The 24,545-nt window shown below is 71.3% G+C and carries 21 protein-coding genes; 10 read left to right on the forward strand and 11 right to left on the reverse strand.

The genetic code is table 11. The annotated features are described in order from the left end of the window. Positions 1-63: 63 nt before the first annotated feature. The gene (locus QC385_RS28465) at positions 64-705 is read left to right on the forward strand and encodes a TetR/AcrR family transcriptional regulator (RefSeq protein ID WP_279544243.1); all 642 of its coding nucleotides are present in this window, start codon (positions 64-66) and stop codon (positions 703-705) included. 12 nt (positions 706-717) lie between these two features. Further along, positions 718-1,443 (forward strand): Mut7-C RNAse domain-containing protein, encoded by a 726-nt coding sequence (locus QC385_RS28470; protein WP_279544244.1) that lies wholly within the window; start codon positions 718-720, stop codon positions 1,441-1,443. On the opposite strand, the gene QC385_RS28475 is transcribed toward QC385_RS28470, so the two are convergent. The 5 genes from QC385_RS28475 to QC385_RS28495 all read right to left on the reverse strand — a co-directional run bounded on the left by QC385_RS28475 (position 1,440) and on the right by QC385_RS28495 (position 10,159). Then, a complete protein-coding gene (locus QC385_RS28475; RefSeq protein WP_279544245.1) occupies positions 1,440-3,857 on the reverse strand; it encodes a galactose oxidase-like domain-containing protein in 2,418 nt (805 codons plus the stop codon). The two genes, QC385_RS28470 and QC385_RS28475, sit on opposite strands and share 4 nt — an antisense overlap. Beyond that, the gene (locus QC385_RS28480) at positions 3,854-5,047 is read right to left on the reverse strand and encodes a glycosyltransferase family 2 protein (protein WP_279544246.1); all 1,194 of its coding nucleotides are present in this window, start codon (positions 5,045-5,047) and stop codon (positions 3,854-3,856) included. Before QC385_RS28480 ends, QC385_RS28475 begins: the two co-directional genes overlap by 4 nt. Next, complete coding sequence (locus QC385_RS28485) at positions 5,044-6,693, reverse strand: ArnT family glycosyltransferase (protein ID WP_279544247.1); 1,650 nt, start codon at positions 6,691-6,693, stop codon at positions 5,044-5,046. Before QC385_RS28485 ends, QC385_RS28480 begins: the two co-directional genes overlap by 4 nt. Then, the gene (locus QC385_RS28490; RefSeq protein WP_279544248.1) at positions 6,690-7,979 is read right to left on the reverse strand and encodes a glycosyltransferase; all 1,290 of its coding nucleotides are present in this window, start codon (positions 7,977-7,979) and stop codon (positions 6,690-6,692) included. Before QC385_RS28490 ends, QC385_RS28485 begins: the two co-directional genes overlap by 4 nt. 146 nt (positions 7,980-8,125) lie before the next feature. Beyond that, positions 8,126-10,159 carry a thioredoxin domain-containing protein gene (locus QC385_RS28495; RefSeq protein ID WP_279544249.1) on the reverse strand — a complete coding sequence of 678 codons (2,034 nt, stop codon included), beginning with the start codon at positions 10,157-10,159 and terminating at the stop codon, positions 8,126-8,128. Between the two features lie 238 nt (positions 10,160-10,397). On the opposite strand from QC385_RS28495, the gene QC385_RS28500 reads away from it, so the two are divergent. Next, positions 10,398-13,586 (forward strand): tetratricopeptide repeat protein, encoded by a 3,189-nt coding sequence (locus QC385_RS28500; protein ID WP_279544250.1) that lies wholly within the window; start codon positions 10,398-10,400, stop codon positions 13,584-13,586. Positions 13,587-13,725: 139 nt separating this feature from the next. On the opposite strand, the gene QC385_RS28505 is transcribed toward QC385_RS28500, so the two are convergent. Together QC385_RS28505 and mca are read right to left on the reverse strand one after the other, a co-directional pair. Beyond that, a complete protein-coding gene (locus QC385_RS28505; RefSeq protein WP_279544251.1) occupies positions 13,726-13,995 on the reverse strand; it encodes a hypothetical protein in 270 nt (89 codons plus the stop codon). Continuing rightward, the gene (mca, locus tag QC385_RS28510) at positions 13,988-14,869 is read right to left on the reverse strand and encodes a mycothiol conjugate amidase Mca (protein WP_279544252.1); all 882 of its coding nucleotides are present in this window, start codon (positions 14,867-14,869) and stop codon (positions 13,988-13,990) included. The genes QC385_RS28505 and mca overlap by 8 nt, the downstream gene beginning before the upstream one ends. 146 nt (positions 14,870-15,015) lie before the next feature. Between mca and QC385_RS28515 the strand changes: the two genes are divergently transcribed. Together QC385_RS28515 and greA are read left to right on the forward strand one after the other, a co-directional pair. Continuing rightward, complete coding sequence (locus tag QC385_RS28515; RefSeq protein WP_279544253.1) at positions 15,016-15,414, forward strand: DUF4307 domain-containing protein; 399 nt, start codon at positions 15,016-15,018, stop codon at positions 15,412-15,414. A gap of 179 nt (positions 15,415-15,593) precedes the next feature. Continuing rightward, positions 15,594-16,091, forward strand: coding sequence for a transcription elongation factor GreA (greA, locus tag QC385_RS28520; RefSeq protein WP_279544254.1), 498 nt, complete (start codon positions 15,594-15,596; stop codon positions 16,089-16,091). Positions 16,092-16,149: 58 nt separating this feature from the next. Here greA and QC385_RS28525 read toward each other — a convergent pair whose 3' ends face one another. From QC385_RS28525 to ilvA, 3 genes are all read right to left on the reverse strand, one after another. Continuing rightward, the gene (locus QC385_RS28525; RefSeq protein ID WP_279544255.1) at positions 16,150-17,007 is read right to left on the reverse strand and encodes an ABC transporter permease; all 858 of its coding nucleotides are present in this window, start codon (positions 17,005-17,007) and stop codon (positions 16,150-16,152) included. Then, on the reverse strand, positions 17,004-17,981 hold the full coding sequence (locus QC385_RS28530) for an ATP-binding cassette domain-containing protein (RefSeq protein ID WP_279544256.1): 978 nt from the start codon (positions 17,979-17,981) through the stop codon (positions 17,004-17,006). Before QC385_RS28530 ends, QC385_RS28525 begins: the two co-directional genes overlap by 4 nt. A gap of 147 nt (positions 17,982-18,128) precedes the next feature. Continuing rightward, positions 18,129-19,358 (reverse strand): threonine ammonia-lyase, encoded by a 1,230-nt coding sequence (ilvA, locus tag QC385_RS28535; protein WP_279544257.1) that lies wholly within the window; start codon positions 19,356-19,358, stop codon positions 18,129-18,131. 163 nt (positions 19,359-19,521) lie between these two features. Here ilvA and QC385_RS28540 point away from each other — a divergent pair, with 163 nt between their 5' ends. The 3 genes from QC385_RS28540 to QC385_RS28550 all read left to right on the forward strand — a co-directional run bounded on the left by QC385_RS28540 (position 19,522) and on the right by QC385_RS28550 (position 21,228). Next, positions 19,522-20,028 carry a MarR family winged helix-turn-helix transcriptional regulator gene (locus tag QC385_RS28540; RefSeq protein ID WP_279544284.1) on the forward strand — a complete coding sequence of 169 codons (507 nt, stop codon included), beginning with the start codon at positions 19,522-19,524 and terminating at the stop codon, positions 20,026-20,028. A gap of 374 nt (positions 20,029-20,402) precedes the next feature. Next, positions 20,403-20,906 carry a sigma factor-like helix-turn-helix DNA-binding protein gene (locus QC385_RS28545; RefSeq protein WP_279544258.1) on the forward strand — a complete coding sequence of 168 codons (504 nt, stop codon included), beginning with the start codon at positions 20,403-20,405 and terminating at the stop codon, positions 20,904-20,906. Positions 20,907-20,976: 70 nt separating this feature from the next. Next, positions 20,977-21,228: a hypothetical protein gene (locus QC385_RS28550; RefSeq protein ID WP_279544259.1), complete on the forward strand. Its 252-nt coding sequence runs from the start codon at positions 20,977-20,979 to the stop codon at positions 21,226-21,228. A gap of 13 nt (positions 21,229-21,241) precedes the next feature. Here the strand turns inward: QC385_RS28550 and QC385_RS28555 are convergent, their stop codons facing one another. After that, positions 21,242-22,396: a cystathionine gamma-synthase gene (locus tag QC385_RS28555; RefSeq protein WP_279544260.1), complete on the reverse strand. Its 1,155-nt coding sequence runs from the start codon at positions 22,394-22,396 to the stop codon at positions 21,242-21,244. Positions 22,397-22,558: 162 nt separating this feature from the next. Here QC385_RS28555 and QC385_RS28560 point away from each other — a divergent pair, with 162 nt between their 5' ends. Both QC385_RS28560 and msrA read left to right on the forward strand, forming a co-directional pair. Continuing rightward, positions 22,559-23,680 carry a hypothetical protein gene (locus QC385_RS28560; RefSeq protein WP_279544261.1) on the forward strand — a complete coding sequence of 374 codons (1,122 nt, stop codon included), beginning with the start codon at positions 22,559-22,561 and terminating at the stop codon, positions 23,678-23,680. A gap of 176 nt (positions 23,681-23,856) precedes the next feature. Then, the gene (msrA, locus tag QC385_RS28565) at positions 23,857-24,525 is read left to right on the forward strand and encodes a peptide-methionine (S)-S-oxide reductase MsrA (RefSeq protein WP_279544262.1); all 669 of its coding nucleotides are present in this window, start codon (positions 23,857-23,859) and stop codon (positions 24,523-24,525) included. Positions 24,526-24,545: the final 20 nt, after the last annotated feature.

The raw sequence follows: 24,545 nt of genomic DNA on the forward strand, positions 1-24,545 counted from the left end.
CGGGTTTCGTTGCACTCGGGGTGAAATTGACAGTGGATGGTGATTGAGAGTTACTGTCGATTCATGGCCAGTGTCACCCCCGCCGACCAGCCCCCATTGGGACTCCGGGAGCGGAAGAAGATCAAGACCCGCAAGGCTATCCGCGCCGCGACCTACGCGCTGATCGAGGAGCAGGGTTACGACGCCACGACGATCGAGCAGATCGCCGACCGGGCCGAGGTGTCGCCGTCGACCGTCTTCCGCTACTTCCCGACCAAGGAGGACATCGTCATCACCGACGAGTGGGACCCGGTGATACTGGCGGAGCTGCGGGCCCGGCCGGACGACGAGTCGTGGGCCGAGGTCCTGCGGCACGTGATGCGCGCGGCCCTCGATCCGAGCCTCGCCGAGGAACCCGAGGTGACCCGGCTGCGCAGCCGGCTAGGGGTCGAGGTCCCCGCCGTCCGCGCCCGCATGATGGAGAGCATGGCGGCGACCGGCCGACTGCTCCGGGAGGCCCTCGCCGAGCGCTCGGGGCTGGCCCCCGACAGCCTGGAGCTACGGGTCTTCGCCATGTCCGTGATGGGCGGGCTGATGGAGGTCTCCCACTACTGGGCCGAGACCGGCCACCGGGACGACGTCCGGGAACTCGTCGACCGGGCCCTGGACGTCCTGGAACACGGCCTGGCGACCGGAAAACACCGAGGCCGGCGCCCGTCGCCGTGACATCCTGACCGGGTGAACGGTCCCGAGATCCACGTCGAGTTCGCCCCCGAGCTGCACGTGTTCGTCCCCCAGGCCCGGCGCGCGGGCACCCTGCTCGCCACCACGGACGGCGTCTCCAGTCTGGGCCATGTCGTCGAGTCGCTGGGGGTGCCGCTGACCGAGGTGGGCGCCCTGGTCGTGGACGGCCGCGAGGTGCCCGTCTCGCACGTCCCGGCGGCCGGCGAGTCGGTGACCGTGCGGACCGTCGCCCGCCCCCAGCGGGTGCCCGGCGCTCCCCTGTGCTTCCTCCTCGACGTGCACCTCGGCACGCTGGCCCGCCGCCTGCGGCTCCTCGGTGTCGACACGGCCTACGAGTCGACCGACATCGGCGACCCCGCGCTCGCGGCGCGTTCGGCGGCCGAGCAGCGCGTCATGCTCAGCCGCGACCGGGGGTTGCTGCGGCGCCGCGAGCTGTGGGCGGGGGCGTTCGTCTACAGCACCCGGCCGCAGGAGCAGCTCCGGGACGTCCTGGACCGGTTCCAGCCCGAACTGCGGCCCTGGACGCGGTGCACGGCCTGCAACGGGCTGCTCCGCAAGGCGACCAAGGACGAAGTCGCCGACCAGCTCAAGCACGGCACGCACGCGACGTACGACGTGTTCGCGCAGTGCACGGAGTGCGGCCGGGCCTACTGGAAGGGCGCGCACCACGAGCAGCTCGAGGCCATCGTGGAGCGCGCCCTCGCCGAGTTCGGAAGCTAGCTCTTCCTCATGTCTCCCTTACCGCAGGCGATCCCGTCCCCGTTGCGGTCCAGGCGCAGCGGGTCGTCCTTGCCGTTGACCTTCAGGCGGCCGTAGTCGTTCGCCTTGAGCCACGCGCAGCGGGCTGCCGTCGTCTTCTGCACCTGCGCCGGGAAGTCGGTCGGCACGCAGACGTTGATCGAGCCGTAGTGGCGGTCGCAGCCGGAGATCGTCGGGCTGACCTTCTGGGACGTGCGCTTCTTGCCGGGCCCCGCGACCTTGCCCTCGGGCGAGTCCGCGAAGTCGTGGACGTGCGCCGAGGCGTCGGTCGCCTTGAGGGCCTGCGGGCCCTTCAGGTGCACCCACTTCGCCACCGACGGCACCCCGTTCGCGTCCACCGCGAAGAGCATGTACCAGCCGGGCGGGGCCAGGTTGGGGTTGCTCGTCACGTTCAGGTCGACGTTGTTCCCGTCGACGGACAGCGGCAGGTCCACGAACCGCTGGTTCGGGTCGGAGGAGTGCGTGACGGCGGCCGGGCGGATCAGCTCGGCCTTGGCGATGGGCCGGTCGACGGTGATCCGCTGGGTGTCGCCGTAGTTCCACTCGGTGTCGATCACCGAGGTGATCGCCGGTCGCGGTCCCTTGAACAGGTAGGGCGGGCTGTAGACCGACACGTCGTGGTTCCAGGAGCCGTTGCCCGGGTTGTCGCCGGTGGTCATCACGCGGCCGTCGGGGAGCAGGAACGCCGAGGCGTGGTAGCCGCGCGCCTCGGGGTCGACGGCCACCGGGTCGAAGGTCTCCGACTCGGGGTCGAAGACCGACGTCTCGTAGACCGGGTTGGCGCGGTTGTGCAGCGCGCCGCCCGTCTCCAGCACCTTGCCGTCCGGCAGGAGCACCGCGGAGACGTACATCTTGCCCTGGTTCCCGGTCTGCGGGACGGGCCCGTTGCCCAGGTCGACCGTGCCCTGCGGGATCGGCGGCCCGGCCACGTAGGACGGGTTCGGCTGCTTGAGGTCGATGATGTCGGTCAGGCGGTTCGCCTCGGGGTTGGAGTCGATGTTGCCGCCGCCGAGGGTGAGGACCTTCTGGTCCTGCGCCGGGGGCAGCAGCACGCTGGCCGACTGGTCGCGCTCGTCCTTCCTCTGGAGGCCCGGGACCTGGGTGGTGGTGTTGGCGCCGTAGTCGTAGATCGCCGAGCCGGTGCCGGGGATGTTGTTGCCGAAGACGTGGCTGCCCGAGTAGAAGAGGCGGCCGTCCTGCATGAGGATCATCGACGGGTACAGGCCCCAGTACGACCAGGTCTGGTTGACCTTCCACAGCGGCTGCCACCGCTGCTCGGCCTCGGAGAACAGCTCGGCGGTGACCGAGCCGGTGGAGTCCTCCTTCAGGCCGCCGAAGGAGATGACGTCGCCGTTGCCGAGGATCGTGGCCGACGGGTACCAGTGGCCGTCGTTCATGTCGTTGGTCTTCATGTAGGTCTCGGTCTCCGGGTCGAAGATGTACGAGTCCTTGTAGCCCTGGTAGCCGACGCGGCCGTCCGCCGACGGGTAGCCCTTGTTGCCGCTCATCACCAGCACGCGCCCGTCCTGGAGCTGCACGTGGCCGGCGCAGAACATGTCCTTCGGCGTGGGGACTACCTTGTAGGAGCCGTTCGCCGGGTCGTAGACCGCGGAGGTGAACGTGCCCGCCTTGAACATCGACTCGTCGTTGCCGGAGCCCGCGATGAGCAGCACCTTGCCGTTGTTGAGGACGACGGAGTGCATGGAACGGACCGGGTTCTTCGTGGGCAGCACGTCCCACTTGCCGTTCGCGCACTGCTCGGCCGTGCCGGTGCACTTCGGCGGCAGGACCGGGTCGGGGACCTGGTCCATCCGGTAGTCGTCGGTGGTGGCGGAGCCGGTGCCGTAGACGGAGACGCCCCAGGAGATGCGGTCGGTGCCGGCCGGGACCTCGGGGGTGCGGACCGTGGCCTCGGTCCAGTCGCCCGCCAGGTCCAGCGTCTTGAGGTCGGTCCAGTACTGCCAGCCGGCCGTCGCGTCGTGCCGGAACAGCGTGATCGACGCATCGGGCGTGGTCGTCTTGTACCAGAGGCCGAGGTCGTACTGCTTGCCCGGCGTCACCACCGGCGCGCACTCGGCGGACTCGGTGATCAGCGCCTTGCGGTCGCCGCCGGCGCGGCGGGTCAGCTCGACCTTCATGGCCTTGCCGCCCGTGTGCGCGTCGTTCGTGGTGGTGAAGGTGAAGTCGTTGTCGCCCCAGCCGGACTTCTCCCAGCAGTACGGCATGTCGCCGGTGCCGGCGGTCTCGAAGCCCGGGTTCCTGATGAGGTTGGCGGCGGAGGCGGGCTGGGGCGCGCTCAGCAGGAGGCCGGCCGTGAGGGCGCCCACCCCGGCGAGTGCGGTTCTTCTCCGGTACTTGTCCAGGTACTTGTTCACGCGGCTCTCCTCGCGGTGCGGCTCTCGCTCACGGGCTTCTCCGGGCCCCGGCGCGGCAGATAGACCAGCGCTTCGGTCGCCGCGAAGCGCAGGACGAACGTCGTCACCAGCGCGAGCGCGGTGGCGGACAGCACACCCAGGTGGAACTGGTGCACGAACAGCGCGATCAGCGGGATCCGCAGCACCAGATCGGCGTTGGCGAGCAGCGCGAACCGCCCGGCCCGGTCCCACCACCGTCGGTGCCGGCGCCGCTCGCGGAACAGCAGGTGCTCGATGAGCACGAAGTTCCAGGCGACGCCGAGCTGGTTGGCGAGGATCTCCGCCGGTACGTAGTGCATGCCGGCGGCGGTCAGCGCCCACAGGCCCAGCAGGTTCGGCACGAAGCCGGTGAGCCCTATCAGGCCGAAGCCGACCATGCGCGCGACCGGCGAGGCGGCGCGCAGCCCGGCCAGGTGGCGCAGGAAGCGCAGACCCTCCTGGGCGGTGGACTTGGACTCCCCGGCGAACCGGTCCCGGAAGACGAAGGGCACCTCGGTGACCGTGCGGGGGCGGCTGCGCACGGCGAGTTCGAGGAGGATCTTGTAGCCGAGCGGCTGGAGGACCTCGGCCGTGACCGCGCTGCGGCGGATCGCGAAGAAGCCGCTCATCGGGTCGCTGATGCCGTGCAGCCGGCGCGGGAACAGCGCCTTGGTCAGCCAGGTCGCCCCGCGCGAGACGGCCACGCGGTAGCTGCCCGCGAGCCCGGCCCGGCTGCCGCCCTTGATGTACCGGGAGGCGACGACGAGCCCGGCGTTGGCCCGCTCGCCGGTGGCGACCAGGTCGGGCACGAGGGACGGCGGGTGCTGGCAGTCGCCGTCCATGACGACGATCCAGTCGGACGTGGCCGCCTTCAGCCCCTCGACGACCGCGCCGCCGAGCCCTCCCACCGGTTCCTGGCGGTGCAGCACGGTCACCGGGAAGGGGCAGTCCTGCGCCGCCTTCTGGATCACCTCGGGCGTGTCGTCGGTGGAGTCGTCCACGAAGACGACCTCGCAGGGCAGCCGGGCCGGCACGGCCTCGGTGATCTGCCGCAGCAGCTGCCGTACGTTCGCCGACTCGTTGAACGTCGGTACGACGATGGTGACGGCGCCCGGTTCGGGGATCTCGGCGGTCTCGACGACCTCACCGGGGACGGTGGACTCCTGGCTCATCGCGCGCCTCCGGCGGTGGTCTGGATCTGGCGGATCTCGATGCGGTCGGGACCGGTGCCGAAGGTGGCGACCGGGGCCGAGTGCTCCATGGCGGCCTTGACGTTGGGCAGGTCGGCCGCGTCACGCCGCACGGTCGGCGAGGCGACGACGTAGTCGAGGTCCTTCCAGCCGCGCGGCATCGTCTTCGTCACCGCAGGGTCGAGGTCGGCCTTGTAGAACCAGATGACGCCGAGCCCCGGCCGGTAGCCCTGGTGCACGAGGTCGAGCCAGAGGGCGTCGTCGACCAGCACGCGGGTGCGCTCCGGGTTCTCGACCTCGGTGGCCAGCCACTTGGAGGCGGCCTTGTAGGGGGCGTTGGCGTCGGTGGTGACGGCGGTGCGGGCGCCGTCGTACCAGTGCGGTACGACGTAGGCGCCGGCGGCGAGGGCGAGGACCGCGGCGAGCGCGTACCGGCCCACGGCGACGTGCCGTTTCTCCGCCTCGGAGCGCCAGCGGCTCAGCACGGCGTGCGCGACGGAGGCGGTTCCTCCGGCGAGGACGAGCGCGAGGAACGGCAGGGCCTGGATGACGTACATCGCGGGCAGGTAGCCGTTGGGGCGCAGGGCCAGCGCGGCGAAGATCGCGACGGCGAGGGCCGGTCCGGCCAGGGCGCGGGCGGTGACCGACCAGCGCCAGGTGACGAGGAGCAGCAGGGCGCCCGCGAGGCCGCCGAGGGGCAGGATCTTGTCGTAGTACAGCCACGACTGGAGCACGCCCCAGGAGCCGGAGCCCTGGTCCAGGACGAAGCCCGAACCGGGTCTGGTCATCTGGTACTTGACGCCGTCCCAGAGGGAGACGTGCCCGGCACCCGGCAGCAGCTCGCCCTTGAGCAGGGCGAACAGCGGATACGAGAAGCCGATCAGGGCGCAGGCCGTGACGGCTCCGGTGAGGGCGAACTTGCGGGTGTCCTTGTGGCTGTGCCGCCACATGGTGAGGAACAGGGCGGGCAGGACGATGAGCATCGTCTCCTTGGTGAGGACGGCCGTGGCGGCCGCCATTCCCGCGCCGAAGTGGTGCCAGAGGTGGCGGCTCGGGGACGCTGCCAGGGTGAAGGCCAGCAGCGTCCACATCACCGCGAGGTTGTCGAGGAAGATCTCCCGCTGGAGGACGACCGACAGCGGCGAGAGACCGAAGAACACCATGCCGAGTGCGGCCGCCCAGCGGGGCAGGGCGAGGCGGCGGCCCAGTACGTAGACGAGGACCGCGCTGATGCCGCTGATCACGAGCATCGCGGCCCGCATGGTGCCCACCGTCATCGACTCGGGGCTGATCAGCGCCGGGATCCAGGTCAGCACGGCGATCTGGATCCAGCCGAGCGGCGGGTGGTCGTACCAGTAGGTGTAGTGGGCGAGGCCGTTGCCCTGCTGGACCGACCAGGCCTGGGCGAGGTAGGTGCCCTCGTCGTCGCTGAGGGCCGGGTAGTCGGCGATGTTCCAGCCCTGCACGACGAGGATCGCCACGAGGAGGACACCGCACAGGAGCAGGTCGGGCCGGGAGGAGCGCAGCCGCTTCGGCGGCTCCGCCCGCCGTTGCGCACCGGTGCCGGGCACAGGCCGGCGCTGCGCGGGGACCTTCGCTGTGGTCACCGCGGGAAGGGTGGAGGTCACGCGGGAACGTCCTCTCGGGTCATGGGAACGTCCTGCCGGGTCACGGCCGTCTCGTCGAGATGCGCGCCGACGTGGGTCGTCAGCTCCCAGTCGTTGCGGCCGCGCTGCTCACGCCACACGGCACGGACGGCCGCCCCGGCGAGCAGGACCTGGTAGAAGGGGCCGCCCACGACCAGTTTCAGGTAGTGCGCGAACCGCACGCGCAACCCGTACTGCTTGCCGAAGTCGTGAAGGCCGACGATCTCGAAGACGAAGGTGACCAGGGCGGTGACGGCCGGCAGGAAGGTGATGAAGGCGATGCCGACGGGCACGTCCAGGAACAGCGCGATCGCCACGTTCAGCGGGATGATCAGGCCGGTGAAGGCCTGCATGAACGGCGTCATCAGGGTGTAGCGGGCGAGCAGCCGCTGCCCGAGGGTGGGCAGTTGCTTCCAGTCCTTCTTCCGGTACACCTGGAGGAATCCCTGGTTCCAGCGGGTGCGCTGCTTCAGCAGGGACATCAGCGAGCCCGGGGTCTCCTCCCGGGTCACCATGTCGGAGTCGTAGGCGACGACGACCTTCTTGCCGACGCTGGAGAGCCTCACGCCCAGGTCGCAGTCCTCGGCGAGGCAGTTCGGGTCCCAGCCGTCGGCGTCCCTGAGGACGTCCGTACGGACGAAGACGGTGTTGCCGCCGAGCGGGATGAAACCTTTCTGCGCGTGCAGGTGGAGCCGCGAGCGGAACCAGAAGAAGTACTCCAGGCAGTTGCGCAGGCTGTACCAGCTGGAGTGGAAGTTGATCAGCTGCACGCCGCCCTGGACGACGTCCGCGCCGGTGGTGCGGAAGGCGTGGTCGACGTGCGCGAGGAGCTCGGGGTGGACCTGGTCCTCCGCGTCGAACACGCCGACCACGTCACCGCGGCAGTGCGGCAGGGCCGTGTTCATGGCCTTCGGCTTGTTCTTCTTCTCGTGGCGGTCGACGACGACACGGACCCGTGGATCACGTGCCGCGGCCTGCTCGGCCACGGCGGTGGTCTCCGGGTCGTCGTGTCCGACGATCACGATGATCTCGAAGTCGGTGTGGCTCGACTCCAGCAGCCGCTGGATCGTGTGGTCCAGCACCGCCTGTTCGTGCCGGGCGGGCAGCAACAGCGAGAACGAGACGTGCTCGTCCCCGTCCGGACTGCTGAACCGCGTGGAGGCGAGCACTTCCGGCGTGCGCCAGGCGTGCATCTGCCACCACAGAGTGAAGGCCGCCATCCAGAACAGGGCCAGTGAAACGGCAGCGATGAAGACAGACGTCAGCAAACAGATCCCCCCAGATCCCAGAACCCCCACGAGTGACGGTGTGCCGGTGCAGCCCCATCCGTCACGTCGCTGTGCAGAGATTAGGGGGGAACTGTGAAGCCTGGGGGCTGTTCAGATAAAGAGCATGTTTCCGTTGATTCCCGACTTCAGTCGCCCAACACCGCACGCAACCGCTCAACTTCCGTTGTCGGCGCGTCACATGTGAAGTTACGGCAGACGTACGCGGCCGGTTCACCGCCGACCAGCGGACGGTCCGCGAGCAGCGGAAACTCGTCGCTCTCCGGGGCCCCCACCGCGACGACCGCGCCGGGCGCGGTACCCAGAAGTGCCGTGCGGTGCAGGGTCCTTGTCCCCTCGTGATCGAGGGACGGTCCCACGATCGCGACCTCGCGCGGCCCGTCCAGCGCCGCCTCGGCGGCGGCGAGCCCCCAGCCGATGAAGCGGGGCACGCGCGGCCCGAGCGCCTTGACGACGCCGAGGGACCGCTCGGCGGCGGTGCGGTGGGGCCCGGACCCGGTGTGCGCGGCGTAGCTCAGCAGGGCGTTCGCCGCCGCGGTCCAGCCGGACGGGGCGGCGTTGTCGGTCGGGTCCTGCGGGCGCCGGATCAGCCGCTCGGCATCGGCGGCCGTGTCGAACAGGGCGCCCGACTCCTCGTCGGTGAAGCGGGCCAGGACGTGGTCGAGGAGGAACCCGGCGAACTCCAGCCAGACGCCCTCCCCGGTGACGGACGCCAGCGCGAGGAAGCCCTCCGCCACGTCGGCGTAGTCCTCCAGGACACCGGCGTTGGCGCCGGCGTGGCCGTCCTTGCTGGTGCGGGTGAGGCGGGCCTGCTCGTCGAGGTGCAGCCGGACGAGGAGGTCGGCGGCGGCGAGGGCGGCTTCGACGAGGTCGGGCCGGTCGAAGTAGGCGCCGGTCTCGGCGAGCGCGGCGATCGCGAGCCCGTTCCATGCGGCGACGACCTTGTCGTCCCGGCCGGGGGCGGGACGCCCGGTTCGCGCCGCCAGCAGCCGCTCGCGGATCGAGGCGATCTTCCCGGCGTCGAACAGGCCGTCCTGCTGCGGCAGCTGGAGCACGGACTGGCCGTGCTCGAAGGTGCCCTCCTCGGTCACGCCGAAGTACTGGGCGGCGAGTTCGGCGTCCTGCTCGCCGAGGACCTCGCGCAGTTGCTCCGGCGTCCAGACGTAGTACGCGCCCTCGACGTGCTTGCCGGTCCCGTCGTCGCTGTCGGCGTCCAGCGCGGAGGCGAACCCGCCCTCGGCGGTGCGTAGTTCGCGCACCATGAAGTCGGCGGTCTCCAGGGCGACCCGGCGGGCGAGTTCGGAGCCGGTGGCACGCCAGAGGTGGGCGTAGACCCGGCACAGCAGGGCGTTGTCGTACAGCATCTTCTCGAAGTGCGGCACGATCCAGTCACGGTCGACCGAGTAGCGGGCGAAGCCGCCGCCGAGCTGGTCGTAGATGCCGCCGCGGGCCATGCGCTCGCAGGTGTCCTGCGCCATCTGGAGGGCGCCCTCGGCGCCGGTGCGGGCGTGGTGGCGCAGCAGGAACTCCAGCACCATGGACGGCGGGAACTTCGGCGCCCCGCCGAATCCGCCGCGCTGCGGGTCGTACTCGCGGGTGAGCGCGAGCAGCGCCTGCGCGAGCTCCTGCTCGCCGGGCATCCGCGCGTCCCCGTAGGAGATCTCCCGCCCGGCCAGGTCCCGGACGATCTTCCCGGCGACCTCGGTGACCTCGTCCCGGCGTTCCTCCCACGCCCGGTGGACGCCCTGGAGCACCTGCCGGAAGGAGGGCATGCCCTGGCGCGGGGCGGGCGGGAAGTACGTGCCGAAGTAGAACGGCTCGGCGTCCGGCGTGAGGAAGACGGTCATGGGCCAGCCGCCGTGGCCGGTCGCGGCCTGCACGGCCTCCATGTAGACGGCGTCGACGTCCGGGCGCTCCTCGCGGTCCACCTTCACGCTCACGTAGTGCGCGTTGAGGTACTCGGCGGTCTCCTGGTCCTCGAAGGACTCGTGTGCCATCACGTGACACCAGTGACAGCTGCTGTATCCGATGCTGAGCAGCACGGGCACGTTCCGCTTGCGGGCCTCCTCGAAGGCCTCCGCCGACCAGGGCCACCAGTCGACGGGGTTGTCGGCGTGCTGAAGGAGGTAGGGGGACGTCTCGTGCGCCAGTCGGTTCGGCATGGTTCCCATCCTGCCGCAGTACCCGGCCCGGCACGCGTCAGGCGCCGCGCGGGCGCCGCGCGGGGCGCACGCCCGACGGACGCGCGCTGCCTCAACCCGCCCGTGTCTTCACACAATCGGGCCGGTCACGCCCCCTCGCCCCGATGCGCCGTCGGCAGCACACTTGACCAAGGAAACGACCGAGGGAACGACCGAGGTGACAAGCGAGCACGCCGTCGCCGCCGGAGGGGGACGTGACATGCGGGACAGTCATCGGGCGGATGCCGAGCGGCTGTTGGCACGGGCCGTGGAGGAGGAGGTACGCCGGACGGGCGGGCGCACCGACGGGAAGGTGCTGCTCGCGCGGGCGCGCGGGGCGCTCGACGCCATGGCGCAGAGCGCGGCCGAGGAGTACGAGGCCTACACGCGCGCCCTGGACGAGGCGGCGGCCGGGCAGCTCACCTTCGGGCAGCGCTACGCCCGGGAGGGCGCCGGGACACCGCTGCTGGTCGCCGGGGTCGCGGCGGTCGCGGCAGTCGTCGCCGACATGGCCCTGGGCACGAGTACCGGTACGGCGCTGGGCGCGGGCGTCACCGTGGGTGTGGTGGGCGCCGCGGCGACCGTCGTGAAGGTCGTCGGCTCGCATCTGCCGGCCGCACACCACCGGGCCGGGGCCGTGAGCCAGCCGGGCGGGCCCGAACAGCTGCGGCTCCAGTGGCTGACGGCGCTGGAGGTGCGGGGCATCCGGCCGTTCCTGGACCAGCAGCGGGTGCTCGCCGCCTCCACGGGGCCGAAGAAGACGGGGCCGCGGCTGCGGGGCGCCGACAAGAGCGCGGCGGCGCGCGGGCGCAACGTGCTGGAGCAGTCCTTCGCGCAGCTCCCGGAACCGGCGGAGCCGTTCGCGGGGCGGCGGCACGAGCTGGCCCAGATCCGGCAGTGGGTGCAGGCGGCCCGGGCGAGCACCGAGACCCAGCCGACGGTGGTCGTCCTGCACGGCACGCCCGGCAGCGGCCGTACGACCCTCGCGGTGCACGCCACGCACGATCTGAAGGACTACTTCCGCGGCGCCTGCGTCGTCGACCTGCGCTCCGACGGCCCGGGCGAGTCGCCGCTGTCCACCCGCGACGCCCTGCTGCACCTGCTCAACCGGCTCGGCGCGCCCCGCGAGCAACTGCTGTTCCGCGAGCGCTCCTCCCCCGATCAGCAGGTCAAGCGGCTGAGCGAGCTGTACCACCAGCATCTGACCGGCCTGCCGGTCACGGTCGTCCTGGACGACGCCTCGGACGCCGAGCAGGTCCGCGCCCTGGTTCCGGAGCGGTCCGACAGTCTCGTGCTGGTGACCGCGCGCAAACCCCTGGAGCCGGCGGAGCTGCCCGCGCGGGTGCACCAGCTGGCCGTGGAGCCGCTGGACGCCGCCGGTGCGGAGGAACTGCTGGGCGCGGCGGCGCAGGACCGTTCCTCTCCGTACGACGCCGAGTCCGCCGACCGGGTCCGGGAGCTGTGCGGCGGGCTGCCGCTGGCGCTGCGCATCGCCGGCTCGTGTCTCGGCCCGCGCTCGCCGCGCGCACTGGCCACGGACCTCGCCGCCTACGGCCCGGTCGAGCCGGTCGAACGCGCCCTGTGGCTGCGCTACACCGACCAGCCGGAGCCCGTACGGCGGCTGCTGCGCCGCCTGGCCCTGGCCGGCCGGGCCTCGCTGGGCGCCGCCGCGGCCGCCGCGCTGCTGGCCACCGACGAGGCGGAGGCGAAACGCCACCTCCAGGCCCTGACCCGGGCGGGCCTGATCGACCACGTCCGGGGCGACCGCTACCGGCTGCACGACCTGGTCCGCGCCTTCGCCCAGGCCCGGCTCCTCGACGAGGAGGAACCGGCCGAGCGCACGGCGGCGCAGGAACGGCTGATCGTGAACTACGCCGAGCTGGCCGACTCGGTGCTGCGCATGGTCGACGGCAACATGTCGACCCGCACGAACCGCTTCAGCCCGTACGGATTCACCTCCCTCGACGAGGCGCTGCGCTGGCTGGACGACGAGTCGAGCTTCATCACCGCGGCGCTGCGGCACGCCGAGGGCGTGAACCAGGCGGCGGTCCTGAACCTCCTGGGCGCCCTGTGCGACTACTGCCTGCTGCGCGGCGACCTCTACCGCCTGGGCGAGATCAGCGAGCTGGCCCAGGCGGTGGACGAGGGCCTGCTGGTCCGCTCGGTGCAGTGGCGCACCGGCATCGCGGCACGGCAGCTGGGCGAGCTGGACAAGGCCCGTACGACTCTCACCTCGGTCGTCGACCTGTACCGGGAGGCCCACCACGACGCGGGTGCCGCCCGGGCCCTGTGCTCCCTCGGCATCACCCTGCACCACCAGGGCAATCTGACGGAGGCGTCGGCGAAGCTCCGCGAGGCCCTGGCCCTGCAGTCCTCCCCCGAGCTGGCGACGGACCGGGCGTGGACGATGCACGCCCTGGCGGCCGTGGAGCGCGACCGCGCCCGGGTGGCCGAGGCGCTGGACCTGCTCACCGAGTCGCTGGTGCTGCACCGCGCCGGCGAGTCCGTGCACGGCCAGGCGTGGGCCCACTTCCAGCTCGGCCAGCTCGGCCTGCGCATGGGCGACGTCCCGCGCGCCGAGTCCGAGCTGCGCGCGGCCCTGGAGCTGTACGGCCGCACCCGCGACGCCCGCGGTGAGGCGTGGGCCCTGACCCAGCTGGCCCGCGCCCGGCTGGTCGCCGGTGACGCCTCCCCGGCCGTGGAGGAACTGCGCGGAGCGGCCGCCCGGCACCGCGACAACGAGGACGCGCGCGGCGAGGCGTGGACGCTGTACTACCTCGGCCAGGCCCTGGAGGAGACGGGCAGCCTGGACCAGGCGGTCCGCGAACTGGAACGCTCCCGCACGATGTTCTCCCGCATGCGGGACGTCTACGGCCTGGCCTGCGCCCGCCACCACTCGGCGCGCGTCACCCGCGACCAGCGCGCGGCCCAGACGGGCTCACTGCGCAACTCGGGCTTCGCCCGCCAACTCCTGGTGGACGCCCGCGCCGACTTCCAGCGCATCGGCGTCGCCCACGGCGAGGCGTGGACCTGCCTGGAGCTGGCGGTCGTGGACGCGGGCAACGCCCGCACGCAGCAGGCCCTGGCACTGTGCGACGAGGCGGCGGCCCTGTTCACGTCGTACGGCGACCGCCGGGGCGAGGACTGGGCCCGCTTCCTGCGCTGCACGCTCCTGCCGTACGCGGCCCCCGGCGGCATCGAGGTCGGCACGGCCGTGGCCGAGGAGGAACTGGCCCAGCTGTCCCGCGCGAGCCATCCGCTGCGCGACCAGAAACTGGACGACTACCTCGACGCGTACGCCTTGCTGCTGGAACGCGGCGTCACCCTGGAGGCCGGCTGGCAGGCCTGGCGCCTGGGCATGGTGCCGAACCGGCACGCGCGGGAGGTGATGGGGGTGGCCGTGGAGTAGAAGACGTAGAGGGTGTCCGCGAAATCCCGCCCGCTCCGCGAGGCCCGGCACGCGAGGCCCGGCGCGCGCGGCACCCGTCGGCGGCGAACGGCCACCGACGGGTGTCTCCCGGGGAAAGACGGCCGCCCCGGAAGGGGCGTCAGCCCTGCTTCTGCTTGCCCTGGCCGGAGGTCTCCGCGTCCGCGGTCCCCGGCTCTGCCTGCTCGGCCTCGGGGTCCGGGGCCTGGGTGAAGTCGACCTTGTTCATGTGGCGGCTCATCGACTTCATCAGGGCCCACACCGCCAGGGCCATCGCCGCGAAGACGATGAAGCCGAGGACGCCGGGGGTGACCTTGTCCTCGTCGACCTCCTTGGCGAAGGAGACGAGGTGCGTCATTGCCAGGCTTGCGCTTGCGCTCATGTCAGGCATTGTCGCGGACGCCCGCGAAGAGGTCGTCCTCGGGGAGGGAGGTATCGACGAGGGACTTCGCCAGCTCGTACTCCTCCGTCGGCCAGACCTCCTGCTGGATGTCCATCGGGACCTTGAACCAGCCGCCGTCGGGGTCGATCTGCGTGGCGTGCGCGATCAGCGCCTTGTCGCGGATCTCGTAGAAGTCGCCGCAGGGGACGTGCGTGGTGAGCGTGCGCTCCTTCATGCCGAACTCGTCCCAGCGCTTGAGCCATTCCCCGTAGGGCGACTCCAGGCCCCGGTCGAGCATCGCCTGGTGCAGCGCCTCGGTGCGGGGGCGGTTGAAGCCCTGGTTGTAGTAGAGCTTCTGCGGCTGGTACGCGGGGCCGTACTCGGCCTCCGGGTACTTCTCGGTGTCCGCCGCCCCCTCGAACGCCACCATCGAGATCTTGTGGGTCATGATGTGGTCGGGGTGCGGATAGCCGCCGTTCTCGTCGTAGGTGGTGATCACCTGGGGACGGAAGTCACGGATCTTGCGCACCAGCTCACCGGCCGCGTGGTCGACGTCCTCCAGGGCGAAGCAGCCCTCCGGCAGCGGCGGCAGCGGGTCGCCCTCGGGCAGGCCCGAGTCGACGAAGCCGAGCCACTCCTGCTTGACGCCCAGGATCTCCCGGGCCTCGTCCATCTCCTTCTTGCGTACCTCGTGGATGTGCTCCTCGACGTACTTGTCCCCCTGGAGCTTCGGATTGAGGATGGAACCGCGTTCCCCGCCCGTGCAGGTCACGACCAGCACGTCCACCCCCTCGGACACGTACTTGGCCATGGTCGCCGCGCCCTTGCTCGACTCGTCGTCGGGGTGGGCATGAACGGCCATCAGTCGCAACTGGTCAGTCAAGACTCAATCCTCAGTAAGTCGGCGCCCTGTGTGCCTCGGCGCAATCAGCGGCTTCTATAGTGACCGAAACGGGGGGCGAATAATTCCGGGACCGGGTCCCGGGCCCCTCACGGGACCTTCGTCCCGGCCCTGCCTGGAGGACGATCATGAGTACGGCGAGCACGCGACTGCCCGAGGGACGTTACGGCCGTTCCTCGGACGAGCGCGCCGACCGCACGCTCAAGGCCGTCGGCGCCGTCCTCGCGGCAGCACTGCTGGGGCTCGTCGGCTGGTTCGGCTACCACTACGTCGCCCAGAGCGAGATCAGCGCCGAGGTGATCAGCTTCGAGCCGGGCAAGGAGTCCGTGCAGGTGCACCTGGAGGTCCGCAAGGACGCCGGTACCGACGGCTACTGCACCGTGCGCTCGCAGGCCGAGAACGGTGCCGAGGTCGGCCGGGCCGATTTCCGCTTCGACGGGGACGCCACCCGCATCGACAAGGTCGTCACGCTCCGTACGACCTCCCCGGGGACGACGGCCGAGCTGCTGGGCTGCCACACCGGCTGAGACCTCGCCGGGGTCACCCGCAATACGTAGCGCCTGACCTGCGCCGACGTGAAACTGGTGGCTTATGTCCTCCCCCTTCCGGCCCTGAATTGTTAGGCTCGTGGTTTCGCCCATCCGTGAAGGAACATGCTTCTGGGTAGGGCGATGCTTTGTATTCCCAGTACCTACGAGGAGCACCTGTGACCCAGACCAGCGAGAACGTCACCTGGCTGACCCAGGAGGCGTACAACAAGCTCAAGGCTGAGCTTGAGTACCTTACTGGTCCCGCGCGGGCGGAGATCTCCGCGAAGATCGCCGCGGCGCGCGAGGAGGGCGACCTGCGTGAGAACGGCGGGTACCACGCAGCCAAGGAGGAGCAGGGCAAGCAGGAACTCCGTGTGCGCCAGCTCACCCAGCTCCTCGAGAGCGCCAAGGTCGGCGAGGCGCCCGCGGCGGACGGCGCCGTGGCGCCCGGCATGGTCGTCACGATCGCGTTCGACGGTGACGAGGACGACACGCTGACGTTCCTGCTCGCCTCGCGCGAGTACGCGAGCGCCGACATCGAGACGTACTCCCCGCAGTCCCCGCTGGGCACCGGAGTGATCGGCCACAAGGTCGGCGAGGACGCGCAGTACGAGCTCCCGAACGGCAAGAAGGCCACGGTGAAGATCCTCAAGGCCGAGCCGTACGAGGGCTGAACCACCCCGGCCGATGTCTTGGTCCGCCCCCGGTGCCCTCGCGGTACCGGGGGCGCTGTCATGCCGTCGCGGAGCGGTACTTGCGCACCGCCAGCGTCCTGAAGACGACCAGGATCAGGATCGAGTAGATCAGCGAGGCCCAGACGGGGTGCTGCATGGGCCAGGCGTCCGACTGCGACTGGCCCGGATTGCCGAACAGCACGCGGCAGGCCTGGACCGTGGCGCTGAAGGGGTTCCACTCGGCGATGTGACGCAGCCACGGGGTCATGTGGCTGGTGTCCACGAACGCGTTGGAGATGAACGTGACCGGGAAGAGCCAGATCAGCCCGCTGGACGTGGCCGCCTCCGGGGTCCGGACGGACATGCCGATCAGGGCGCCGATCCAGGTGAACGCGTAGCCGAGCAGGAGCAGCAGGCCGAAGGCCCCGAGCACCTTGCCGGCGTTGGTGTCGCCGTCCGACCCGACGCGCCAGCCGACCATTAGGGCGACGACCGCGAGGACGACCAGGGTGAGGGCCGTCTGCACGGAGTCGGCGAGGGTGCGCCCGGTGAGGACCGCGCCGCGTGCCATGGGCAGGGAGCGGAAGCGGTCGATGAGGCCCTTGTGCATGTCGTCGGCGATACCGGCGCCGGAGCTGGCGGTGGCGAATGTGACGGTCTGCGCGAAGATGCCCGCCATCAGGAAGTTCTTGTAGTCGACGGCGCTGGTGCTGCTGCCGATCTGCATGGAACCGCCGAAGACGTAGGTGAACAGCACCACGAACATGATCGGCTGGATCAGCCCGTAGATGATCATCTCCGGGATCCGGGACATGCGGATCAGGTTGCGTTTCGCGACGACCAACGAGTCGCGGATGGACTGGCTGACCGGGTTCGCGGCCGGCGCGACCCGCACGGTGTCGGTGACGGCGCTCACTTCGCGGCCTCCTTGTCGTTCTCCTCGTTCTTCGCCTCGGCCACGTGACCCGTCAGCGACAGGAAGACGTCGTCGAGGGTCGGCCGGCGCAGGCCGATGTCGTCGATCTCGATGCCCCGGGTGTCCAGTTCGCGGATGACCTCGGCGAGGAGTTTGGCGCCGCCGGTCACCGGCGCGGTGAGCTTGCGCATGTGGTCCTCGACCGTGGTGTCGCCCTTGCCGAAGCCGGCGAGCACCTCGGCGGCGGCCTGGATGTGTTCGCGCTCGTGCACCACGACCTCGACGCGCTCGCCGCCGGTGCGGGCCTTGAGCTGGTCGGAGGTGCCCTTGGCGATGACCCGGCCGTGGTCGACCACCGCGATGTCGTGCGCCAGGTGGTCGGCCTCTTCCAGGTACTGCGTGGTCAGCAGCAGCGTCGTGCCGCCGGAGACCAGTTGCTTGATGACCTCCCACAGCTGCTGGCGGTTGCGGGGGTCGAGGCCGGTCGTCGGCTCGTCCATGAACATCACGGGCGGCGAGACGACGAGGGCCGCCGCGAGGTCGAGCCGGCGGCGCATGCCTCCGGAGTAGGTCTTGGTGGGGCGGTCGGCCGCGTCCGCGAGGTGGAACTGCTCCAGCAGTTCGGCCGCGCGCTCCTTCGCCGCCTTGGCCCTCATCTGGTAGAGCTGGCCGACCATCTGGAGGTTCTCGCGGCCGGTCAGGTACTCGTCGACGGCCGCGAACTGGCCGGACAGGCCGATGGAGCGGCGGACGGCGTCGGGCTGTTCGAGCACGTCGATGCCCGCGACGACCGCCCGCCCGCTGTCGGGGCGCAGCAGGGTGGTCAGGCAGCGGACGGTGGTCGTCTTCCCCGCGCCGTTCGGCCCGAGCAGGCCCAGGACCGTGCCCTCGGGCACGTCGAGGTCGACGCCGTCCAAGGCCCTTACGTCACCGAAGGTCTTGACGAGACCTTCGGCATAGATGGCGCCTGGCATATGAGTCTCCACGTCTTCGGGGATCACCGGACAGGTGGGTCACGCTTCGCACGAACACACCATAACGCGATGTATCGCGTCTCACAACGAGATTTCCCGCGCTGGGTTCATGCGCCGAAGGGATCTTGAACCAGGCTCCGGAGGCGGTCAGCCCATGACCGTGTAACCCGCCTCGCGCAGCGCCTGGCCCACCTCGGCGCAGTGCGCCGGGCCCTTCGTCTCCAGGTGCAGCTCGACCTCCGCCTCCGTGAGCCCGAGCCGTGGGTCGGTTCGTACGTGGCTCACATCGAGGACGTTAGCGTCGACCACTGACAACACGCCCAGAAGTGTGGCAAGAGCGCCGGGACGGTCCGTCAGCCGCAGCCGGACGGCCAGGTAGCGGCCCTGCGCGGCCATGCCGTGCCGCAGCACCCGCTGCATCAGCACCGGGTCGACGTTGCCGCCGGACAGCACCGCGACGACCGGCCCCTCGAAGGAGCCGGGCCGGCTCAGCAGCGCCGCGACCGGGCTCGCCCCGGCCGGCTCCACGACCAGCTTGGCCCGCTCCAGGCACAGCAGCAGCGCGGCGGACAGCTCGTCCTCGCTGACCGTCCGCACTTCGTCGACCAGCTCGCCGACGATCCCGAACGGCACGTCGCCGGGCCGCCCGACCTTGATGCCGTCTGCCATCGTCGCCGGATTCTCGACCGAGACGGGCCGGCCCGCCGCCAGCGAGGGCGGATAGGCCGCCGCGCCCTCCGCCTGGACGCCGATGATCTTCAGGTCGGGCCGCAGGGCCTTCACCGACACCGCGATCCCGGCGGCCAGCCCGCCCCCGCCGATGCCGACGACGATCGTGCGCGCCTCCGGGCACTGCTCCAGGATCTCCAGGCCGACCGTGCCCTGGCCCGCGATGATGTCGGAGTGGTCGAAGGGGTGGATGAACACCGCGCCCGTCTCGGCCGCGTACTCCTGTGCGGCGGCCAGCGTCTCGTCGACCACCTGGCCGTGCAGCCGCACCTCGGCCCCGTAGTCCCGGGTGGCGCTGACCTTGGGCAGCGGGGCGCCCTGCGGCATGAACACCGTCGAGCGCACGCCGAGCAGCGCGGACGCCAGGGCGACGCCCTGCGCGTGGTTGCCGGCGCTCGCGGCGACGACACCGGCGGCGCGCTCCTCGGGCAGCAGACCCGCGATCCGGACGTAGGCGCCGCGCAGCTTGAACGAACCCGTCCGCTGGAGGTTCTCGCACTTGAGGTGCACCGGCGCGCCGACCAGCTGGGACAGGTGCCTGCTGCCCTCCATCGCGGTCACCCGCGCCACGCCCGAGAGCATCTTCTGGGCGCCGCGCACGTCGTCGAGGGTGACGGGTCGCAAGGAGTCAGCCGTGCTGTAGCTCATGACACCAGCATCGCAGTTCACGGGCGGGAACGGCCGTTGTGACCAACCTCCGAGACCCGCTTTGCGCAGCGCCGGTACGGCCCGCGCCCCGGCCGCGTACCCTGTCCCCCAATCAGCCAGCCCTCCACGAAGTGAGCCCCCGGCCATGCCCACAACACCTGAAATGTCGATGGACATGACGACCGTCGGTGACACCGGTCTTCTCGAAACCCTCCAGCACGAGGTGGCGGTGTTCGCCCGCCGTGCCGAACAGACCCGGCTCGGCGGGGTCGGGCAGGTGCGCAACTCCATGGACCGCGCCGCGTACCTGCTGCTCAACCGTCTCGACAAGGAAGGCCCGATGGGCGTCAAGGCGCTCGCCGCGAGCATGGGGATCGACTCCTCGACGGTCACCCGGCAGGTGGCTCCGCTCGTCGACACCGGTCTGGTCAAGCGCACGTCGCACCCCGAGGACGGGCGTGCGGTGGTGCTCCAGCTGTCCCCGCGCGGGCAGGCGCGGCTGGAGGAAGTGCGCTCGTCCCGGCGGCAGTTGATGGCCGAGCTGACCGGGGACTGGGAGCCGGAGGAGCGCGAGGCGTTCTGCTCGCTGCTCACGCGCTTCAACAGCGCGCTGTCCGCCCGGATGGCGGTGTCGGGGCTGCCGGGGCCGGAGGCGCAGTCGCCGTCGTAAGACAGGCACGACAGCACAGTCGCACGACATCACAGACTCACGGCATCGCGGACGCACGACGTCACAAACACACGACGGGCCGTTCGCTCTCCGGGGGCGCCGGAACGACGCGTGCCCGCCACGCGCGCGTGGTGGAGGGAAGGGCGGGCGCGAGCTCGTGTGGTGATGGTGGCGGCCGGCCGGGCCCGAGCGGGGCTCCTGACCGCGGGGCCGCCCGCGCCGTCCGGGTCATCCGCCGTCCCGAGCCTGTGCGCGGCTCTTGACCGCGGGGCCACCCCTGGCCTGATATGAGACCGGGTCTCCGTCGTACGCGGCCGTCGCGCCCGTACCCGGCCGGGCCCGCATCTTCGGGTCGCCGTCGGGCGGGAGGCGCGGTGCGACAACGGCATGCGTCCCAGGCGACCCGGCGAGACCGGGAGTTCGAGGCGTTCGTCGCGGGCGCGGCCGGGCGGCTGCTGCACGCCGCGACCCTGCTCACCGCGGAGGCCCCGGACGACAACCCCCGCGCGCGACGCCTGCTGACCCTGTCGCTGGCGCACACGTACGCGTGCTGGGACCGGCTGCGCGGCGAGGACCCGTACGACCGCACGCGGCAGTACCTGGCCACCCGCTTCGCACGCGGCGCGTGGCACCACCACGGCGGTCTCGGCCGCTCCCGGCCGCACCCGGCGAGTCCCCTGGCCCCGCTCACCCCGCAGGAGCGGCTGATCCTGGTGCTCAGGCTCTACGAAGGCGTCGCCGAGGAGCAGACGGCGGCCCTGCTCGGCCTGTCCGCGGAGCGCGTACGGGTCATCTGCCACCGGGCTACGACGACCCTGCTGCACCGCTCGCGAGGACCGGCACCGGCACCGGTGGCTCCGAAGGCGGTGCCGTCATGAGCGCTGCGGACCGGAAGCCTCCCGGCGAGCCCGGTCACGGCGAGCGCCCTTCCGGCGAACGGAGGCGGGTATGAGCGGGAAGAACCGCGAGGCGGCCGCCCGGCGGCTGCTGGAGCAGGCGTCGTCGCGGTCGGTGCCGCCCGAGATCCACGCGGAGGCGGTGCGCCGGGGCGCCCGGATGCTGCGGCGCAGGCTGGTCGCGCGACGCCTGGTGTGGCTGCTGATGTTCGCGGCGGCCGTGGCGTTCGCGGTGTGGGCGCTGACGGCCCGCCCGTGGGTGGAGCCGCCGTCGGACACGACTCCACCCCTCACCAGCTGGTGACCCCGCCGGGTTCCTAGCCGAGCGCCTGCTGAAGGTCTTCCAGCAGATCGTCGGCGTTCTCGATGCCGACGGACAGCCGCACCAGGTCGCCGGGCACCTCAAGGAGCGAGCCCGCCACGGAGGCGTGCGTCATCCGGCCGGGGTGCTCGATCAGCGATTCGACGCCGCCCAGGGACTCGCCCAGCGTGAACACCTTGGCGCGGTTGCAGACCTCGACGGCAGCCTCCTCGCCGCCCGTCACGCGGAAGGAGACCATGCCGCCGAACGACTTCATCTGCTTGGCGGCGACCTCGTGACCGGGGTGCTCCGGCAGGCCCGGGTACAGGACGCTCGTCACGCGCGCGTGCCGGGTGAGCATGTCGGCGACCTTGGCGGCGTTCTCGCTGTGCCGGTCCATGCGCACCGCGAGCGTCTTGGTGCCGCGCAGCACCAGCCAGGAGTCGAAGGGCCCGGCGACCGCGCCCATCGCGTTCTGGTGGAAGGCCAGTTCCTCGCCCAGGTCCGGGTCGTCGGTGATCAGCGCGCCGCCGACGACGTCCGAGTGACCGCCCATGTACTTGGTCAGCGAGTGCACGACGACGTCCGCGCCGAGCGAGAGCGGCTGCTGGAGGTAGGGCGTGGCGAAGGTGTTGTCGACGACGAGGCGGGCGCCCGCGTCCCGGGCGACCTGAGCGACGGCGGCGATGTCCGTGATGCCGAGGAGCGGGTTGGAAGGGGTCTCCACCCAGACGACCTTGGTCTTCGGGGTGATGGCGGCCCGTACGGCGGCCGGGTCGCTGGTGTCGGCGACCGACCACTCCACGCCCCAGCGGGCGACGACCTTGGCGAACAGTCGGAAGGTGCCGCCGTAGGCGTCGTTGGGGATGACCACGTGGTCGCCGGGGCTGAGCAGCGTGCGCAGCAGGCAGTCCTCGGCCGCCAGCCCGGACGCGAACGCGAGACCGCGGCGGCCGCCCTCCAGGGCGGCGAGGTTCTCCTCCAGCGCCGTCCTGGTCGGGTTGGCGCTGCGGCTGTACTCGTAGCCGCCGCGCAGGCCGCCGACGCCGTCCTGCTTGTAGGTCGACACCTGGTAGATCGGCGGGACGACCGCGCCGGTCAGGGGGTCGGCGGTGTTGCCCGCGTGGATCGCGAGCGTCTCGAAGTGCTGACTGATATGCCTGTCGCTCATGGGCACCGAGGGTAGTGCGCCGACGCGCTGAGTGCCGGGCGAGGAGGCGGCGGGCCCCGGGGCGGGGTTTTCCACAGGGTGACGGGGGCGGCTCGGCCGGGTTTTCCACAGAGTCGGGGACCAGGTTGGCCAATTGTCGGCGCGGTCTGGTTCGCTTGTTGCATGGAGATTCTCTGGGTCCTGATCGCACTGGTCATGCTGGGCTTCGTGCTGCTTCCCTTCCTGCGGCGCAGGCGCGGGGCCGCGATCGGGCTGGTCTCGCCCGACCACCCGGACGCCGCGGACCCGGCGAACTACGGCTTCGTCCGCGAGGAGGAGCTGGACATCCGTATGCCCGGCCCCGACCAGGACCTGCTGGACGTCCTGGACGTGGTGCAGCGCACGCAGGACTACCGCGCGGCGCAGCAGCTCCTCGCGGGCACGGAGGCGGAGGGCGAGCAGCGCTGGCAGCGTGTGCAGGCCTTCGCGGGTGCCGCCTCGCTGGAGCTCTCCCAGCGGCCCGGCGGGGTGGGCGAGGCGCCGGGCGGGCAGTGGCTGCGGGTGTGGCGGGCCGAGGCGCCCAAGGACGCGGGCGGGGCCGCGGTGCACGCCGAGTTCCTGGTGCAGCAGGCGTGGCGTACGGCGACGCCCGGGACGGACGAGTTCCGGATCATCATGGAGGAGGCGAAGGCGGCGTGCGGCGAGGCGGCGCTGCTGGCCCCCGGGGACCCGATCCCGTACATCGTCGAGCTGTCGGTGGCCCGCGGGCTGAACTACTCCCAGAAGGAGTTCGAGCAGGTCTGGCTGAGGATCCTGGACCGGGCCCCGGCCCACATGGGAGCGCACCTGGCCGCGCTGCACTACTGGTGCGAGAAGTGGCACGGCTCGCGTGAGCTGGCGTACGAGTTCGCGGAGGCCGCGGCGGCCCGCGCGCCCCGGGGCTCCCTCCTGGCGGCGATGCCCCTCTTCGCGGTGTTCGAGCACCTCCCCGAGGTGACCCTGGTCAGCAGCTTCTGGCAGACCGAGGTCGTCTCGAAGGCGGTCCACGGCGCGCTGCACGCGGTGCACTCGGCCCGCCCCGACGACCCGATGCTGGCGCACGTACGGCACATGCTGGTCTTCTTCCTGGTCCGCAGCGAGCGCTGGTCGGAGGCCATGAACCAGCTGGTGCACATCGACGGCCATGTCGGCGCCCTGCCCTGGACCCTGTCCGCCGACCCGGCCGCGGAGTTCGCGGTGTACCGGGCCCTGGCCGTAGCAGGCTACGAGGCGAACGGCGGCAGCCCGGCGAGCCTGCCGCACTGAGACGCGGCCCCACCCGAAACACCCGCCCCCTCCGCGCGAGACACCCGCTCCGCCGCCACCGCCCGAGGCGCGGCCCCCCGCCGATCCGAAGTGCGGCCCCGGCCGGAATTCCCTCCGGCCCCGGCACGTTGAACGTGGCGTCGCCCCGCGTGGGTGTCGCGCCGATTGGAGACCGCATGTTCCTGCACAGCCGTACGTCCCAGCTGCCGACCCCCGAGCAGGCGCTGCCCGGCCGCTCGGAGCCGGCGTTCACGGTCCCCGACCGCCACACCGTCCTCGGCAACCCGCTGCTCGGCCCGTACCCGGAGGGTCTGGAGAGCGCCGACTTCGGCCTGGGCTGTTTCTGGGGCGCCGAGCGCAAGTTCTGGCAGCTGCCGGCAGGGGTGTGGACGACCCTGGTCGGTTACCAGGGCGGCTACACGGAGAACCCCACGTACGAGGAGGTCTGCTCGGGCCTGACGGGTCACACGGAAGTCGTCCGCGTGGTCTACGACCCGAAGCTGATCTCGTACGAGCGCCTTCTGAAGACCTTCTGGGAGTCCCACGACCCCACGCAGGGCTTCCGCCAGGGCAACGACGCGGGCACGCAGTACCGCTCGGCGATCTACACCCACACCCCCGAGCAGGCGGCCACCGCCAAGTCCTCCCGCGAGTCCTACCAGAAGGTCCTCGCCGCCTCCGGCTACGGCGACATCACCACGGAGATCGTCCCGGCGGAGGACCGCCCGTTCTACCCGGCGGAGGGCTACCACCAGCAGTACCTGGACAAGAACCCGGCGGGTTACTGCGGCATCGGCGGGACGGGCGTGTCCTGCCCGATCGGCGTGGCCAAGGCCGACGGGTGAGCGCCGGCCACTGACTGCGC

The organism is Streptomyces sp. DH10, from assembly GCF_029813805.1.
In the GTDB taxonomy this organism is placed as follows: domain Bacteria; phylum Actinomycetota; class Actinomycetes; order Streptomycetales; family Streptomycetaceae; genus Streptomyces; species Streptomyces coeruleofuscus.

Excerpts from the sequence above, each read along its gene's own strand:
- ilvA (WP_279544257.1), bottom strand. The coding sequence starts at position 19,358 with ATGAGCTACAGCACGGCTGACTCCTTGCGACCCGTCACCCTCGACGAC.
- QC385_RS28480 (WP_279544246.1), bottom strand. The coding sequence starts at position 5,047 with ATGAGCCAGGAGTCCACCGTCCCCGGTGAGGTCGTCGAGACCGCCGAG.
- QC385_RS28505 (WP_279544251.1), bottom strand. The coding sequence starts at position 13,995 with ATGCCTGACATGAGCGCAAGCGCAAGCCTGGCAATGACGCACCTCGTC.
- QC385_RS28530 (WP_279544256.1), bottom strand. The coding sequence starts at position 17,981 with ATGCCAGGCGCCATCTATGCCGAAGGTCTCGTCAAGACCTTCGGTGAC.
- QC385_RS28540 (WP_279544284.1), top strand. The coding sequence starts at position 19,522 with ATGTCGATGGACATGACGACCGTCGGTGACACCGGTCTTCTCGAAACC.
- msrA (WP_279544262.1), top strand. The coding sequence starts at position 23,857 with ATGTTCCTGCACAGCCGTACGTCCCAGCTGCCGACCCCCGAGCAGGCG.
- QC385_RS28495 (WP_279544249.1), bottom strand. The coding sequence starts at position 10,159 with ATGCCGAACCGACTGGCGCACGAGACGTCCCCCTACCTCCTTCAGCAC.
- QC385_RS28560 (WP_279544261.1), top strand. The coding sequence starts at position 22,559 with ATGGAGATTCTCTGGGTCCTGATCGCACTGGTCATGCTGGGCTTCGTG.
- QC385_RS28550 (WP_279544259.1), top strand. The coding sequence starts at position 20,977 with ATGAGCGGGAAGAACCGCGAGGCGGCCGCCCGGCGGCTGCTGGAGCAG.
- QC385_RS28500 (WP_279544250.1), top strand. The coding sequence starts at position 10,398 with ATGCGGGACAGTCATCGGGCGGATGCCGAGCGGCTGTTGGCACGGGCC.
- QC385_RS28555 (WP_279544260.1), bottom strand. The coding sequence starts at position 22,396 with ATGAGCGACAGGCATATCAGTCAGCACTTCGAGACGCTCGCGATCCAC.
- QC385_RS28465 (WP_279544243.1), top strand. The coding sequence starts at position 64 with ATGGCCAGTGTCACCCCCGCCGACCAGCCCCCATTGGGACTCCGGGAG.
- QC385_RS28515 (WP_279544253.1), top strand. The coding sequence starts at position 15,016 with ATGAGTACGGCGAGCACGCGACTGCCCGAGGGACGTTACGGCCGTTCC.